Source organism: Sulfuricurvum sp. (assembly GCF_031427015.1).
In the GTDB taxonomy this organism is placed as follows: Bacteria; Campylobacterota; Campylobacteria; order Campylobacterales; family Sulfurimonadaceae; genus Sulfuricurvum.
Genome location: NZ_JASJOW010000003.1, coordinates 503,627 through 519,263, shown reverse-complemented (window position 1 = coordinate 519,263; position 15,637 = coordinate 503,627). Strand labels below are relative to the sequence as shown.

The following is a 15,637-nucleotide window of genomic DNA, read 5'->3' as shown; positions in this document are numbered from 1 at the left end:
TTCTTTACATTCATGTGAAACTTTTATTTTTCGTCATTATAACGGAAATCATCGAGACTAAAATTTTGATATCATCTTGACAAGATAAGGGTTACAATTTCTCCAAAAAAGATAGGAACCTATGCATTTAACAGATAATATTTGGGTTGTAGTGATTGAGGGAATTATTTTATTCGGTCTGATTATTGCTATATTAGTAAAAATTGCATCAACGATGGACAAATGAGATTTATATATCCGTATCGCCACTATGTGGTTTCTTTTTTATTGCTTAGCATGATAACCATGGTAAGTCAGCTGTTTAGAATTGAGCTGGGACTTATTAATATTGCATTGATTCATTTAATTCCGGTTATCGTCATGGCTCTCCGCGGGAATATGGGATCAACTATGGTTGTGACTGCCGGTTCCGTTGTCTTGTTTGATTTGTTATATGTACCGCCGGAATACAGTTTTGATGTACATGACCTCTCTTATATATGGAGTTTTATTATTTTTTTTGCGGTGGGTTATACGATCAGTGCGCAGGCAAAACGGATTCAGGCGAATACGATCAAAGAGATATTTTTAAGCACCCTTTCGCATGATTTAAAAACGCCCCTCTCCTCTATTTTAGGAAATGCCTCTTTGTTATTAAAAGAACAAATGTATGATGCCGCAACCCGACGGGAGGTATTGGTACAAATCAATGATTCAGGGCAAAGGATGAATCGTTTAGTCGCGAATCTTCTTGATAGTGCCCGTTTACAAGACACACACAGTGCTCTTCGTAAAGAGTGGTGTGATTTTGAAGATATTATCGGCGTAGCTTTACAAGAATTCCGCTATAACCCCAAAGAATCTCAGATTAGTGTCCGAATCGACCCCGATTTACGGCTCTTTTGGGGAGATTGTGCATTACTGGTCCGTTTAATCGTCAATTTGATTGACAATGCTTTAAAATACACCGATAACGGGAAACAAATACGCCTAAGCGTTACGTCAGATGCAAAGACAATCAAGCTTATGTGTTTCAATGAATCTACTCCGATTAAAAAGGCGGATCTTAAAAATATGTTTGACCGCTTCTATCGTATTGATCATATGGGAGATATCGGCGGCAGCGGTATCGGATTATCGATTTGCCGCGATATCGTGAATGCACATAGTGGGGTTATTGAGGCCTATAATGTTCAAAACGGTGTTTGTTTTGAAATCCGATTTCCCGTCAACAAATTGCCCTCAGAGGGATTAAAAGAGTTACTATGAGAGTTCAGGAACTGATTTTAATTATTGAAGATGATGAGGCAATCTCAAAAATGGTGAGTTTCTCACTTCATCAACAGGGGTATAAAACGCTCGTTACTTCCGATATTAAAAGTGCGATACGTTTATTAAACGCTAATAGCCCTGATTTGATTCTTCTCGATCTTGGGCTTCCTGATGGAGATGGAAAAGGGTTAATTAAAACTATACGAGCAGAACTCTCCATTCCGATTATCGTCGTATCGGCAAGACATGAAGAAAAAGAGGTGATCGCTTCCCTCGACGCAGGTGCGGATGACTATGTTATGAAGCCGTTCTCGATTGATGAACTGCTCGCTCGTATACGTTCGGCACAACGCCGATTTTTAGGTTTACAGCCTATGGTAAATGTTATACTATGCCATGATATAAAACTTGATATCGAACACCATCTTGCTTGGAATGGTGATGAACTTTTAAAGTTGACTCCGACGGAGTTCAATTTGCTCAAATATTTTATTCTTCACCGCAATCAGGTACTTCCGTATGCGCGTATTCTAAAAGATGTATGGGGTGTCGGCTATCAAAATGAGATGCAGTATCTTCGTACCTATATCAATACATTACGAAAAAAAATTGAAGCCGACACGGCGCGCCCTACCTATATTCAAACCGAATTGGGGATCGGATATCGGTTTATTTGTGAACATTTTGACAATACCATCTCATTAGAAAAGGATTAACAATACATACGCATGAAATTAAACTCATCGTTTACAGCTTTATCGGATTGATATTGCTAGGAACGCTACTGTTATTAATGCCATTTGCACATTATGGCGAGATTCGTTTTATCGATGCACTTTTCACCTCTACCTCGGCGGTATGTGTTACTGGGCTGATCGTTAAAGATACCCCAGTTGATTTTACCCCTATCGGGCAGGTCATTATCATGCTTCTAATACAAATAGGGGGGTTGGGGTATATGACCGCAGTCACCTTTTTAGCGGTAATGCGTCGTCAAAAACTCGGACATCGTGATCGTTTAATATTGCAAGAATCACTGAATTATCCGGGTATGGATGGATTGGTACGATTTTTAAAAATCGTTTTTGGCTCTATCTTTATTATAGAAGTGATTGGGATGATCGTCCTGACGCTTCGCTTTTGGATCGATATGCCGATTGAGAAAGCGGCATGGTTCGGTATATTTCATGCGGTATCGGCATTTAATAATGCCGGTTTTTCCCTATTTAGCGATAATATGATGGGATATCAGCGTGATATCATCATTAATATCACCATTCCTACTCTGATAATTTTAGGTGGTTTGGGTTATATGGTTTTACTTGAAATCTACAATTATAGACGCGGACAGTTAATCCGTATTTCTACCCATACGAAGATAGTTCTTATTATGAGTAGTATTTTGATTTTACTTGCAATGGGGTTATTATTATCATTGGAATGGAATAATGCGTTTAAATCAATGGCATCGCATGAGAAAGTTTTGGCAGCATGGTTTGCATCGGTCAACTATCGCACAGCAGGCTTTAATACGATAGATATTTCAACCTTAACTGACTCGAATCTATTTTTCGCCACTTTTTTCATGATGACTGGTGGAAGCCCAGGAGGTACTGCAGGAGGGATTAAAACAACCGCCGTTGCCTTAGCTCTTATCGGGGTATGGTATACACTACGCGGTAATACAAGTGCTCATGTTTTTCATCGCTCAATATCACCGTATCAAATTAATAAAGCATATGCCATCATTTTTGTAGCATCTATTTATGTCGTAGTCTCTACCATTATTCTTAGTGAGGTAGAACGTTTGCCATTTTTACGCATTTTATTTGAAACAACATCTGCCTTTGGTACGGTAGGATTATCAACAGGAAACGGGGGAGTTTTAAGTTACAGTGCTCTCTTTAGCGACTGGGGAAAATTCAATATCATTGTATTGATGCTAATGGGTCGTGTAGGAGTCTTTGCCTTTACAATTATCATTGTTGGGAAAGCGGTTCAAAGCCGCATAAAATATGCAGAAGGAAAGGTTATTATTTAAATGAATACATTCGCAGTTATCGGTTTAGGAAAATTTGGATTTCATGTTGCCAAGGGGCTAGCACAACAAGGGCTTAGCGTCATTGCCGTTGATCAAGATGAGGAGCAAGTTCGGGAAATTAATGAATACGTGCAAGATGCGATTGTGATGGATTCTACCGATATTCGGGCATTGCGTGAAGCGGGGATCGGAAACGTCGATGTTGCGGTTGTCAGTATCGGAGAAAACATCGAAGCAAGTATTTTGACCGTTATGGCACTTAAAGAGCTTGGGGTGGAGACGGTTGTAGCAAAAGCGATTACACAGGTACATGGGCAAATCCTCTCCAAACTCGGGGCGGCAAAAGTGATCTATCCGGAGATGGAATCGGCTAAAAAAATTGTTAAAAAAATGGTTCAGAATATGCATTACGAGACGATTGATCTCTCTATAACGATGAAAATAGCCAAACTTACCGTCCCATCTTTTTGGGTCGGAACTTCGATACTCTCTCCGATTTTTGAAACAGACTATGAGGTAAAACCTATCGCGTACAAACATCAAGGGGTATGGTATAGCTCGTTTGAAAAAGATGATATTCTTGAAAAAGGGGATATTCTAGTCGTACTGGGGAACAGTGCCCACATTGAGGCTCTGAGTAAGAAGATTTAATCTTTTAGAGTCTGTTGGCAATCGTTTTAATTTCATTGACGAGCGCTTGCTGACGGGCGTAAATATATTCGATCAGATAACTTTCATACGGTTCGGCGAGATTTAGATCTACGACTACTTTTGTGAATTCTTCACTTTCATGAATGTACTGCAAACTACCGGGAACTACCATGGTAACCATCCCGCCATCAAAACGATCGAGCGGAAGATTGAATTGCAAATTGACGTTGCTTCCTAAAACAAGCGGAACTTTCGATACGCTGAGTTTGCAGGCTATCGATTTGATCGAAATATCTAAAATGGTTCCTGACATCACACTTTTGGCGGCCGTAATGGTGACGTGCATTCGATGATCGCTTTGGATACGTATGTATTGACGGTTATTGCCGGAGGCTTGCAACGGCTCAAAGTTTGATAATACGGCAATTTTTTTCCCTACATCAACAATTTTTACATTGGCTAAAATATCGAAAGGCATATTTGCCCCTTGTATGACGACATTTTGCTCCAGTTTCATCGCATACCCTTGAATCTTTTCGATAGAGACGTACACTAAGTCGTTGGAAATTTTTACTATTCGTGCCGCCGTGCTGATACGAATCCCTTTGTAAAAATTCAGCAACTTAATAGGTGTTTTTGTCATAATCATTTTTTCGAGATAGTGAATCGCTTGATGGTAATTATCTTCTTCTTGCGGCGATGCTGAAATCTCAAAATGGACTAGATGAGCTAAATCACGAGAAAGGAGCTGCTTTTGATTGATATGGTCGATAATTCCGATCGCTTTGTTGAGCTCAACCCCTTGCATATCGATAAGAAAAGAGTCAATCATAGGCGAAGCGCCTTCGATTGAAATTTCAGCACTCAATCTCTCATGGAATTGTTCTAACTTATTTTTGAGTTCATTCAGTAAAATAGTCGATGAAATAAGGGTATAAATGTCTTTATCCCACTGGGCTATTTGTATGTCCAGATCAAAATGCAATTGGGCGAGTTTGAGGATCTCTTTACACACTTCGTTGTAAATATTTTCCCCCCGCATCTCAATGATTTTATCCGAGTTTTCAATATACATCACAATAACGGGAATCGATTCATTCTCTTTTTTATGAACTTTAAATGCATCGGTAAGGAGTTCGATGAAGCTCATTCGATTGTGAAGCTGTTTTTTAGACGTTTGTATCGGTTCTGTCAGAGGGATCATCGTTACAAGGAATTCTTCGTCTTTTAAAGGCTGATTGGTAACAAAAAACTCTTTGACTTCTCCGGATGCAGCTTTTTTGGAGATGATTTTTTGAGCTATTTCCACTTTTTTAAGGAGCGGCGCCATCTCCTTATCATTAAAAGATTGATCAAGTTCTGCCAAACTTTTGATTCCAAGTTCTCGTTTTAACGTATCGTTGGCATAAACCGCTTTCCCTTCTTTATGAATCCAAAAGAGGTTATTTGAGTATTCAGAGATAGTACGGTCGTAATTGTTCAGGATAGATTCGTTGTGCTTTTTAACCAGAGTAGAAAAAACGCCCATCATAACATTTACAAATTCATCTTCATTCGAAGGAATACTACTGACACTCGATGCACGAAGAGAAAGGGCAATTTTTAAAGCAGAAATATTGGTATTTTCAGGAGTCAGGATAATCAATTCAAGGTACTGAGAAGCAGCCAGAACATTTTTAATTACGGGAGACTTTAAAAAATTGCTCGATCCGCACAAAACAAATAGGTGAGAGTGCAAAGAGGTGGTTGCGTCAATGGCTTCGATCGGACGATAGTCCGATGTACGAAATACCGCATCTGCATATTCACGAAAAGGGAGTGAAGCCCCTTCTTCATAGAGTACAACGAGATCAAAATGTTGGGCATATTTTGATATTTTTTGAATGGACACCTGCATCCCTAATGTTGCGATATAATTTATAGTGATATTGTACCCTATTACGCTTTTTTCACCACTTAAATCCTGACAAAGTTAGCTTAAACACAGTTTCTGCTAATATTGCAAAAAAGTTTTAGGAAATATTTATGCTTCGTTTTGCCCCAAGTCCGACCGGTGATATGCACATTGGAAATCTTCGTGTCGCTTTGTTTAACTACATTTCCTCAGTACAGCGTGAAGAGCCCCTTTTGATTCGTATTGAAGATACGGATAAAGAACGCAATATTCCGGGAAAAGAGAAAGAAATATTTGAAATTTTGGCACTTTTTGGGATTGAACATCAAGAACAGCAGCTTCAAAGCGATAATTTACGATTTCACCGTGCAATGGCACTTCAACTACTTCAGGATAAAAAAGCATTTAACTGTTTTTGCAGTGCCGAAACACTTGAAACCAAGCGTGAAGCGTCTAAAGAGGGGAAAATCGCGTATCGTTATGACGGTGCATGTGAAAATCTTCGAGCCGAAGAGGTGATCGATAATCCCCTCCCCTTTACGATCCGACTTAAAAAACCAAACCATCCGATTACGGTAACCGATATTATCAAAGGTTCATCAACCTTTGCCCCGGATGATATTGACAGTTTCATTTTAATGCGTGCCGATAAGTATCCTACTTATAATTTTGCGTGTGCGGTGGATGACATGCTTGCCGATATTTCACTCATTATCAGAGGGGAAGATCATCTTAGCAATACCCCTAAGCAAATGGCAATCCATGAAGCGCTTGGATACACGAAAAAAATTGAATACGCCCATTTGCCGATTATCCTTGGAAACGAAGGTAAAAAGATGTCGAAGCGTGATGATGCTTCGAGTGTTAAATGGCTTTTAGAAGAGGGATTTTTGCCTGAAGCAATCACGAATTATTTGATTCTAATGGGGAATAAGACTCCTACTGAAATCTTCTCGCTTAAAGAGGCAATTAAGTGGTTCGATTTGAAAACAATCTCAAAAGCTCCCGCTCGTTTTGATATCGATAAACTGAAATTTATTAATCGTGAGCATCTTAAAGGGCTTGATCCCAAAGAGCTTTCCCGCTATGTCGGATTTGCCGATGAAGAGATCGGATTGCTTGCGAAAATATTTTTAGAAGAAGCGAGTACACTCAAAGAACTTCGAGAAAAAATCGGTGCGATTTTTGCCCCGAAAGTTGTCCCTGATGAGTACAAAGAGGGGTTTGATGTGTTGCGCGATTTAACCCTAAAAGCCCCACATTTTGATGACTATGAATCGTACAAAGCCTATTTGATGGAACACAGCGGTTTAAAAGGGAAAAGTCTCTTTAAACCGTTGCGAATTCTTATCGGCGGTGCCGAGCATGGACCGGAGATGAACGATCTCTATACCCATATTAAAAATTATCTGAAAGAGGTGGCAAAATGATGGAAGGAATTATCTCAGGACTTGGCGGTATTGTCCATTCGCTCCTAACAGTCTATACGTGGGTAGTTATAATCGGTGCTCTTTTGACGTGGGTACGTCCTGATCCGTATAATCCGATTGTTCAGATTATTTACCGACTTACCGAACCTGCCTATCGTGCAGTGCGACGAATTATGCCGACCGTTTTTAATGGACTGGACTTGGCACCGATTATTTTGATTATTTTATTGAATGTACTCGACGTTATATTGGTAAATGTCATCAATGCGGTGGTTATACCGTGAAATATTCATTCACTCTTGCCGTTTTTTTACTGGTAACCACTGTCCATGCGGTAACGATTGAAGAGATCAATGATAAACCCTCATCACGTGAAAAAAACTTTTTAATCTGGCAATATTTACGCCAAGACATCAATGCAACCCAAGCTTCTGAAGCCTTCTATCAAGTGGATACCGTAAACGAGCGATTTTTATTCGATTACGCTAAAAAGAGTGATGAGGCGGAGATTCGTTATACGGCTGAGTGTATGCAGAAAATTTCTACCGACTTGATGAATATTCAAGAAGATGATTGTCTTTATTTAGCCCTTTCTCCCATAAAAGCGCAACATCTTCAAAGTTACGAACGTGAATTAATTGCTACCCGTTTGGGTGAGCGTTTCGGCGATGTGCAGTGGCTTCGGACAATGAACCATAATAGCCATTTTTCACCGTTTAGCGATGCGGCATCGTCGTTAAAACTTTTTCTTATTTCCGGTGTGCAATACCGAGCGGAGCACTTTAACCATACTATCGATAATGAGATTTTGGGACAGCTCACTACGCTAAAAGGGTTTAATCATTTTGTTTATCTCAGTGCAACCGAACAGAAACTGGATAAAGTGCAAGAATCTCTCAGTAACGTGAGCGGCGGTGTTTACGATTCTCAAACCCATTTTTATCTTGGAATTAATGCACTAAAATTTAAACGTCCGGATAATGCACTTTTTCACCTTCGAGAAGCACGATTAAAAGCACTTTCCCCGATGGAACGGGATAAAACTATTTTTTGGTTGTATCGAATTACCCAAGAAGAAACCCTTCTTAAAGAGTTGGCGGAGAGTCTGGATATTAATATGTACACGCTGTGGGCAAAAGAGAAGCTCTCTATGGAGACGGAAAACTATTTTACGACACTGCCGACTCCTGATAAAGGGGGATTTAAAGGGGATAATCCGTTTGAATGGAATCTCCTCCATAAAGAACTGATGGAAACCCCTCCTGAAAAACTTTATGAAATCGTTGAGCGCTATGACGGTGAAGATTCACTGGCGGTACAGGCGTACATGATTGAGCGTGTGTATCAACCTTATATTCATAATTTTACGATGCCGTATGATCAATACATGACAACACTCAGTACCGATAAAAAAGCGATGCTTTATGCATTGATGCGTCAAGAAACTCGGATGATCCCCGGGTTAATTTCACGTTCATTTGCCCTTGGATTGATGCAGATTATGCCGTTTAATGTTGACTCAATTTCTAAAATTCATCCGATGAAGGTGACATCATACTATGATATGTTCAATCCGCAATACGGTATTGCTTACTCGATAGAACATATGAAACACATTGAAGCGACCCTGTACAATCCTGTTTTGATGGCGTATGCGTATAACGGAGGAATCGGATTTACAAAACGTTTATTACTAAGTGGCGGATATTTTAATGTCGGTGAGCATGAACCGTTTATGAGTATGGAACTGGTAGGAAATGCCGAGAGCCGAGAGTATGGCAAGAGAGTTCTTGCCAACTACGTTATCTATAAGAAAATTCTAGGAGAAAGTGTTTCAATAGCCGCTATTTTTGATAGCTTAACACAACCTTCCCTGTCTGATTATTTTCGAGCTGAAGAGCTAAAGAAGTCTCTCGTACTGAATCAAAGCGAATAAAATAGTACCGATTCCAATTATTTTGGATCGGCATAAGAGAGCGTCTCGGATCTTTTTCATCAAGAGGCTCAATAGCTGTCGCCTTTTTACCGTTTAATCTCAACTCATATCCGTTTGTTTCCAACTCTCTCACTTTAATCGTCCGGTTATCTTTTTCAAAATAGACCGAAACAATAAAATATTCCCCGTCTTTGTATTGAACCGGATCCATTTTGTTAAGATACAAAGAGGAAAAAATCGCTTTGGTCTCGAGTGAAAGGACTATCGAACCAGTGCGCAGCTGTTCTACGGCGCGTTCATGCGTATCATCCATCTTAAAAAGATCAAATGCCCCTTTTTGTGAACAACCGCTAAAGACCAATAAAGCAGAAATTGCTATCCATGAAAATCGCATTGTAATCCTTTTGCATCGAATAATCGTTATTATACGTCAACTCGCCTTAACCAACTTTCAATGATTGTTGACTATAATATCTCTAATTTTATTAGAGGTATGTTTTTTGAAAAAACGTTTAGCGATTGCATTCACCGGACCCTCCAACAGCGGCAAAACAACGCTGATTCTAAAAGTGGCACGAAAATTAATTCACGAACACAATTTAGAAGTTGCCATTATCAAAAATGACCCGAAAGATAAAGCTCAGTTTGATGTTCCGGGAAAGGACAGCTACAAGTTCAGTGATACGGGTGCTGAAGTGATTGTAACCTCCCCTACCCGCACCACCTATTTTTCACAGCGTCATAAAGAACTTGATGAGCTGATCTCCCTTTTCGGCGACTTTGATGTTCTTCTGGTCGAGGGGCTTAAAAATCTCCCTCTTCCGCGGATTAGTATTTTTAGAGGTTCCATTGATGCCGATTATTTCCCTTATATGAACGCATTGGCCATCGATGATACTATCGACACCGCACACTACTCTATACCCGAGGGGATCGATCTCCTCGATCTCAACAACCCCGATCAGGTGATCGAGTGGATTTTAGCTCATGCAAAGGTTATGAAATGAATGTTATTTTAGAAGCGATCCAAAAAAGTGCCATACGAATAAAAAATGCTATTGATGTGAAAGATATCGGCTATTCGCAAGAACAAAACAGTTCGGGTGAGACACAGCTTCAACTTGATATTCAAAGTGATTTGATTATCGAAGAGGAACTTAGCCGCGTTGAGGGGGTTCATACTATCGCCAGTGAAGAGAAAGAACACCCGATGGTACTGAATGAAAGCGGCCACTATTTTATCGCCTTTGATCCGCTGGATGGTTCCTCTTTGGTTGATGTTAACCTCAGTGTCGGGTCTATCTTCGGAATCTATGAGGGGTCTTTTACTCCAAGTAAAATGGTAGCTTCGTGTTACGTCGTTTACGGCCCTCGTGTTGAGTTGGTATTTGCGGATGAACATAATGTCTCTCTCTATCTTCTTCAAAACGGCGAGTTTGAGTTTGTTAAACATATCCAATTGAATGAAAAAGGGAAAATTATGGCTCCCGGCGGTACACAGCAGTACTGGGCACCGTATCATAAATCGATGATCGATAGCTTTTTTACACGCGGATATCGTCTGCGCTATTCGGGCGGTATGGTTCCCGATTTGCATCAAATCCTCCTCAAAGGGGGAGGATTGTTCAGTTATCCGGGAGCAAGCGATAAACCGGAAGGAAAACTTCGAATGTTGTTTGAAGTTTTTCCTTTTGCCTTTATTTTCGAGAGAGCGGGTGGTAAAGCGGTTGACGGCTCTGCACGTGTTCTCGAAAAAGAGCCGCGCCACGTCCATGATACCAGCCCATGTTTTTTCGGCTCATGTGATGAAGTAAACGAGGTATTGAGTGTCTATGCAGGACAACAGTGAATACGAAGTACGACTGGATGAAGCTATAAAAGTTCTCCAAGAGTGCCAAGAAGAAAAAAACGTAACGAGCTGTTATGTGTGTGAAAAATGTATCGGATGCGAGATTCGCACGAAATACATCCGAAGTGTGTATGAGAGTATGTCCAAGGGTGAAACCGGCGGATTTGATTTTTAACAAGGAAAATAAATGAAAAACTATATTACTACCCCTATTTATTACGTTAACGGTGAAGCCCATATCGGTCATGCGTACACAACGTTTATTGCCGATACGTTGGCACGTCATGGACGGCTTATCGGAGATGAGATCTATTTTCTTACCGGTACGGATGAACACGGACAAAAAATCGAAGAAGCGGCAAAAAACCTCTCAAAACCGACTCAGCAATTTGCCGACGAGATCAGTGCGACGTTTCGAAATTTGTGGGATGAATTTAATATTAGTTACGATCAATTTATCCGTACGACTGACAGTGAACATAAGAAAGGGGTGCAGGCCGCATTCTTAAAAATGTTCGAAAACGGCGATATCTATAAAGACTTTTATGAGGGGAACTACTGTGTCAGCTGTGAAACCTTTTTCCCTGAATCCCAGTTAATGGACGGCGGCGGCTGTCCTGATTGCGGCAGAGCGACCACTATCCTTAAAGAGGAGAGTTACTTTTTTCGCCTTTCAAAATATGAAAAACCTCTTTTAGAATATTATGAAGCGCATCCGGAATTTATCCTCCCTAAATCACGTCGTAATGAAGTGATAAGCTTTGTAAAGGGGGGATTAAATGATCTCTCTGTTACCCGTACCAGTTTTAGCTGGGGAGTGCACCTTCCTGAGTCGATGAATGAACCGAAACACGTGATGTATGTTTGGCTTGATGCCCTTATGAACTACGTCACGGCCCTTGGCTATGGCAGTGATGAAGCAAAAATGGAGTTCTGGCCTGCAAACGTCCAATTGGTTGGTAAAGATATCCTCCGTTTTCATGCTATCTATTGGCCGGCATTCTTGATGAGTTTAGGACTTCCGCTCCCTAAACATATCGGTGCACACGGATGGTGGACACGCGATGGCGAAAAAATGTCAAAATCAAAAGGAAACGTTGTTGACCCGCGTGAAGTTTCCAAACATTACGGTGTCGAAAACTTTCGTTATTTTATGATGCGCGAAGTTCCGTTCGGACAAGACGGCGATTTCTCTCAACGTGCTCTGATCGATCGTATGAATTCGGATCTAAGTAATGATTTGGGAAATCTTCTCAACCGTATTATCGGGATGAGCGAGAAATACTCCGACTTTGTCATCAACAGTTGTGATGTTGAGAAATACCATGCCAAAGAGTTGAATGACACGCATGCTATTTTGGGTTCTTTGGATACATATTTGAATGAATTGCAGCTTCACCGTTACCTCGAAGAGCTTTGGAAAGTATTCACTATCGGCAACAAAGCGATTGAAGAACATGCTCCGTGGGTGAAAATCAAAGAGGGGCGTAATGACGAAGCGCTCGCTACGGTCGCTTTGGTTGCCAACCTCTTAGCAAAAGCTTCCGTGATGCTACACTCTATTATGCCGAGTACGACATCAACCATTGCGGATGCGCTCGGATTCGAGATTACATCGCAGAGCTATACCAACCTTATTCTCAATAAAGGACTTTTAGATACCTTTACCATAAAAAAAATTCCTCCACTATTTCCGCGTGTGGATGAGCCGTTGATGCAAGAAGCTCCAAAAGCAATGATAGAAGAAGCTCCTAAATCGGAACCGAAACCTGCCATGGTAGATAAAAAAGAATCTACCATGTCTGAAGAGGGACTCATCACCATCGATCAGTTTTTCCAAACCTCGATTAAAATCGGAACCGTTCTGGATGCCGAAGAGGTTCCAAAAAGTTCAAAACTCCTGAAACTTCAAGTCGATTTGGGAGAAGAATCTCCAAGACAAATCGTAGCGGGTATCCGTGAATATTACAGTGCCCAATCACTGATCGGAACCCAAGTATGTGTGGTTGCTAATTTAAAACCTGCTAAACTGATGGGATTGCTCTCCGAGGGGATGATTTTAGCGGCAAAAGACACGGACGGGCTTTGTCTCGTCCGACCTGAAAAACCACGCCTCAGCGGAAGTTCGGTGGGATGAGACTCGAAAATATCCTCGCACTGAGTAAAGGGAACCTTTTAGGGGAACCCTCGGTCAGTATCTTTGAAAGTGTCGCCTTTGAACCTTCCAAAGTAAAGCGCGGATCTTTTTTTGTCGCTTATTCTCCTGAAGATATTCCCGAAGCGCTTCAAAACGGTGCGTACGGAGTCATGTTTGATAAGCCTACTCAAATCAGCGATAGTGAAATTGCTTGGATCAAAGTAGATAATATTGACAGTGCTCTCAAAAAGCTTCTTCGCTTTTATCTCCTTGAAAAAGAGTTGCAAGCGTACGCGTGTGACCCCATAACTTTACGTCTCTCTTCCATGATATCCACACCGCCGAACTTTTGTAACATAGAGGGGTCGATGCAAAATATTTGGGAAAAACTGTGGGTGTTAGAGAAAAAGTCGATAGTACTCTTCTCCCCTGCCCTTACCGACCCCGATATTTTTATTGAACACTCACAACTGATACGTGCTCAGGAAAGTACAATTACTATTATTGAGCAAACTTTGTTTGAGACCTCGTTTATCCACAATGATACTTTTTATGAGCGTCAGATGCTCTCACCGTTTTTCATCCCTTATTTAGAACATATCCTCTTTTTCTATACTTTTTTACGTATTCCTTTTCAGATACGCGGATTTAGTAAAATGGGGCATTTTATCCCTGTCTTTACCAATTCGAGATTGGAGAGCAAAGAATTCGGAAGCAGTGATCGTGTGGTAATATTTGAACCCCTTCTTGAGCTGATTGATGAGCAGATTGATTTTTTAGATGCGCAGGCAGCTTGGGCGAAAATAATTTATCTCCTTCCGGAGAGTATGCGTTCAAGTATAACAATAGGGGTAGACAATATCATTTTCTACCGTTATCCTGAAGAGGTATTGGCTATTTTACAATCGGCAGTTTTCCATTTTGCCCTTGTTGCAGGGGTGGATAAGGGAATATTAAACCCTACCCGATCTGCTATGAAACAGCTAGAACTTGAGTTTTAACCTATTCGAATTTGTTTTAGTTCACGACGTAACAGCTTCTCATTGCCTAAAATACTCCGTACCAAATCATGAAAATCTTTAGAATGGTTCATATGGCGTAAATGGGCTAATTCATGGACAATGATGTAATCGATATGTTCGTAAGTGAGCTGCATCATCATGGTATTAAGGGTCACGATTCCATCGCTATTACAACTCCCCCAGCGTCTGCGCATCTTTTTAAATCGTATCTCTTTTGGGTGCAAATTCATTTTTCGTGCATAATGCGATACACGTGAAGGAAGGGTTAAAAGGGCTTCATTTTTATAAAAATCATTGTAATATTTTTCAATATTACTACTATTTTTTACTTTTTGTATACTTTCTAAAAGATTCGGTAATTGCGCAAGAGGTATACATTCTCCTCTAAAGCGTATTGTTTCACCGAGGGTATGATGAAGTAGCGGAGCAGAGGCTATTGCAATAAGTTTAGAACGTATCCAACGCTCTCTTTCACGCAAAATTGTACGAATACGTTGCTCGTTTTTGATGGGAGTGCGTACACAGACTTCACCGTTATGGGTGATGGTGATATAGGTATTACGATTACGCGGACGGTAATGAATGGTTATCGGTGAATGATCGGCATTAAACATAGTCGATAGGATCAATAACTCCGGCACGTTCAAAGCCTCGAAGCCGCAACCGACAGCTGTCACACACACCGCATCCCTTATCGTCGTTTTGATAGCAGCTCCATGTCAGATGCAGCGGTGCGCCGAGAGCTAATGCTTCTTGGACAATTTGTGATTTTTGCAGATGCACTAGCGGCATCTCTATCGTAATGTTTGTGCTCTCTTTGGTTCCTAAATTTGCCGCTTTTGCAAATGTCTCGATAAAAGCCTCCCGACAATCAGGATAACCGCTGCTATCCTCTTCCACCACGCCGATTGCAATGGTATTACACCCCTCTTTTTCCGCGATAGCGGTGGCAATCGAGAGAAATATGCCATTACGAAACGGTACATACGTGATAGGAACTCCCGCTTCAATCCCACCTGTAGGAACTGTGAGCGTATGATCGGTTAGGGCTGAGGCTCCGATGGTTTTGAAAAAATCGAGATCGATCTCGTATTTCTCACTCACCCCTAAATCCTTACAGATAGTACGAAAGCATGAGAGTTCTTTATTTACCGTACGCTGAGCGTAATTAAAATGGAGTGCGACGATTTCAAAGCCGCGTGAGCGCATGATGTAAGCGACAAGAGTCGAATCCATACCACCGCTCATAATACATAGTGCTTTCTTTTTCATGGGAATAATTTTAGCAGGGAGTTGCTTAGGGAGCAATGGGAAGTCTAAAGATCCCCATCTCGTCCACTTCCGTGATTATTGTGTTACGATTTTCATGTTTCGGAAGTGTTTTCAATGAGGAAAGAAATTATAGACGTTTCGGCATCAAAATGGG

Annotated in this window: 16 protein-coding genes; 12 read left to right on the top strand and 4 right to left on the bottom strand. The window is 40.9% G+C overall.

The window, feature by feature from the left end; genetic code table 11:
* The first annotated feature begins 222 nt into the window (after positions 1–222).
* From RMO68_RS07890 to RMO68_RS07875, 4 genes are read left to right on the top strand one after another with little or no spacing between them, the layout of a single operon-like run.
* Positions 223–1,248: a DUF4118 domain-containing protein gene (locus RMO68_RS07890; RefSeq protein ID WP_310440181.1), complete on the top strand. Its 1,026-nt coding sequence runs from the start codon at positions 223–225 to the stop codon at positions 1,246–1,248.
* Positions 1,245–1,967 carry a response regulator transcription factor gene (locus tag RMO68_RS07885; RefSeq protein WP_310440180.1) on the top strand — a complete coding sequence of 241 codons (723 nt, stop codon included), beginning with the start codon at positions 1,245–1,247 and terminating at the stop codon, positions 1,965–1,967. The genes RMO68_RS07890 and RMO68_RS07885 overlap by 4 nt, the downstream gene beginning before the upstream one ends.
* A complete protein-coding gene (locus RMO68_RS07880; RefSeq protein WP_310440313.1) occupies positions 1,952–3,292 on the top strand; it encodes a TrkH family potassium uptake protein in 1,341 nt (446 codons plus the stop codon). Before RMO68_RS07885 ends, RMO68_RS07880 begins: the two co-directional genes overlap by 16 nt.
* On the top strand, positions 3,293–3,943 hold the full coding sequence (locus RMO68_RS07875) for a TrkA family potassium uptake protein (RefSeq protein WP_310440179.1): 651 nt from the start codon (positions 3,293–3,295) through the stop codon (positions 3,941–3,943). It abuts the gene before it with no gap.
* A gap of 4 nt (positions 3,944–3,947) precedes the next feature.
* Here RMO68_RS07875 and RMO68_RS07870 read toward each other — a convergent pair whose 3' ends face one another.
* Positions 3,948–5,834 (bottom strand): PilZ domain-containing protein, encoded by a 1,887-nt coding sequence (locus tag RMO68_RS07870; RefSeq protein ID WP_310440178.1) that lies wholly within the window; start codon positions 5,832–5,834, stop codon positions 3,948–3,950.
* A gap of 134 nt (positions 5,835–5,968) precedes the next feature.
* On the opposite strand from RMO68_RS07870, the gene gltX reads away from it, so the two are divergent.
* Genes gltX through RMO68_RS07855 form a run of 3 tightly spaced genes read left to right on the top strand, consistent with a single transcriptional unit; the run spans position 5,969 to position 9,203 of the window.
* Complete coding sequence (gltX, locus tag RMO68_RS07865) at positions 5,969–7,267, top strand: glutamate--tRNA ligase (RefSeq protein ID WP_310440177.1); 1,299 nt, start codon at positions 5,969–5,971, stop codon at positions 7,265–7,267.
* The gene (locus RMO68_RS07860) at positions 7,264–7,551 is read left to right on the top strand and encodes a YggT family protein (RefSeq protein ID WP_310440176.1); all 288 of its coding nucleotides are present in this window, start codon (positions 7,264–7,266) and stop codon (positions 7,549–7,551) included. Before gltX ends, RMO68_RS07860 begins: the two co-directional genes overlap by 4 nt.
* On the top strand, positions 7,548–9,203 hold the full coding sequence (locus RMO68_RS07855; protein WP_310440175.1) for a transglycosylase SLT domain-containing protein: 1,656 nt from the start codon (positions 7,548–7,550) through the stop codon (positions 9,201–9,203). Before RMO68_RS07860 ends, RMO68_RS07855 begins: the two co-directional genes overlap by 4 nt.
* Here RMO68_RS07855 and RMO68_RS07850 read toward each other — a convergent pair.
* Positions 9,112–9,597, bottom strand: a complete 486-nt coding sequence (locus tag RMO68_RS07850; protein ID WP_310440174.1) for a hypothetical protein — start codon at positions 9,595–9,597, stop codon at positions 9,112–9,114. The genes RMO68_RS07855 and RMO68_RS07850 overlap by 92 nt on opposite strands.
* 106 nt (positions 9,598–9,703) lie before the next feature.
* Here RMO68_RS07850 and mobB point away from each other — a divergent pair, with 106 nt between their 5' ends.
* The 5 genes from mobB to RMO68_RS07825 are packed head-to-tail and all read left to right on the top strand — an operon-like array spanning position 9,704 to position 14,190.
* On the top strand, positions 9,704–10,210 hold the full coding sequence (gene mobB / locus RMO68_RS07845) for a molybdopterin-guanine dinucleotide biosynthesis protein B (RefSeq protein ID WP_310440173.1): 507 nt from the start codon (positions 9,704–9,706) through the stop codon (positions 10,208–10,210).
* Complete coding sequence (locus tag RMO68_RS07840; RefSeq protein WP_310440172.1) at positions 10,207–11,052, top strand: class 1 fructose-bisphosphatase; 846 nt, start codon at positions 10,207–10,209, stop codon at positions 11,050–11,052. Before mobB ends, RMO68_RS07840 begins: the two co-directional genes overlap by 4 nt.
* A complete protein-coding gene (locus RMO68_RS07835; RefSeq protein WP_310440171.1) occupies positions 11,036–11,227 on the top strand; it encodes a hypothetical protein in 192 nt (63 codons plus the stop codon). The genes RMO68_RS07840 and RMO68_RS07835 overlap by 17 nt, the downstream gene beginning before the upstream one ends.
* 12 nt (positions 11,228–11,239) lie before the next feature.
* Positions 11,240–13,189, top strand: coding sequence for a methionine--tRNA ligase (metG, locus tag RMO68_RS07830; protein WP_310440170.1), 1,950 nt, complete (start codon positions 11,240–11,242; stop codon positions 13,187–13,189).
* Positions 13,186–14,190 (top strand): hypothetical protein, encoded by a 1,005-nt coding sequence (locus RMO68_RS07825; RefSeq protein WP_310440169.1) that lies wholly within the window; start codon positions 13,186–13,188, stop codon positions 14,188–14,190. The genes metG and RMO68_RS07825 overlap by 4 nt, the downstream gene beginning before the upstream one ends.
* Here RMO68_RS07825 and RMO68_RS07820 read toward each other — a convergent pair.
* Positions 14,187–14,888 carry a SprT family zinc-dependent metalloprotease gene (locus RMO68_RS07820; RefSeq protein ID WP_310440168.1) on the bottom strand — a complete coding sequence of 234 codons (702 nt, stop codon included), beginning with the start codon at positions 14,886–14,888 and terminating at the stop codon, positions 14,187–14,189. The genes RMO68_RS07825 and RMO68_RS07820 overlap by 4 nt on opposite strands.
* On the bottom strand, positions 14,818–15,483 hold the full coding sequence (gene queC / locus RMO68_RS07815; RefSeq protein WP_310440167.1) for a 7-cyano-7-deazaguanine synthase QueC: 666 nt from the start codon (positions 15,481–15,483) through the stop codon (positions 14,818–14,820). Before queC ends, RMO68_RS07820 begins: the two co-directional genes overlap by 71 nt.
* Between the last annotated feature and the right edge of the window lie 154 nt (positions 15,484–15,637).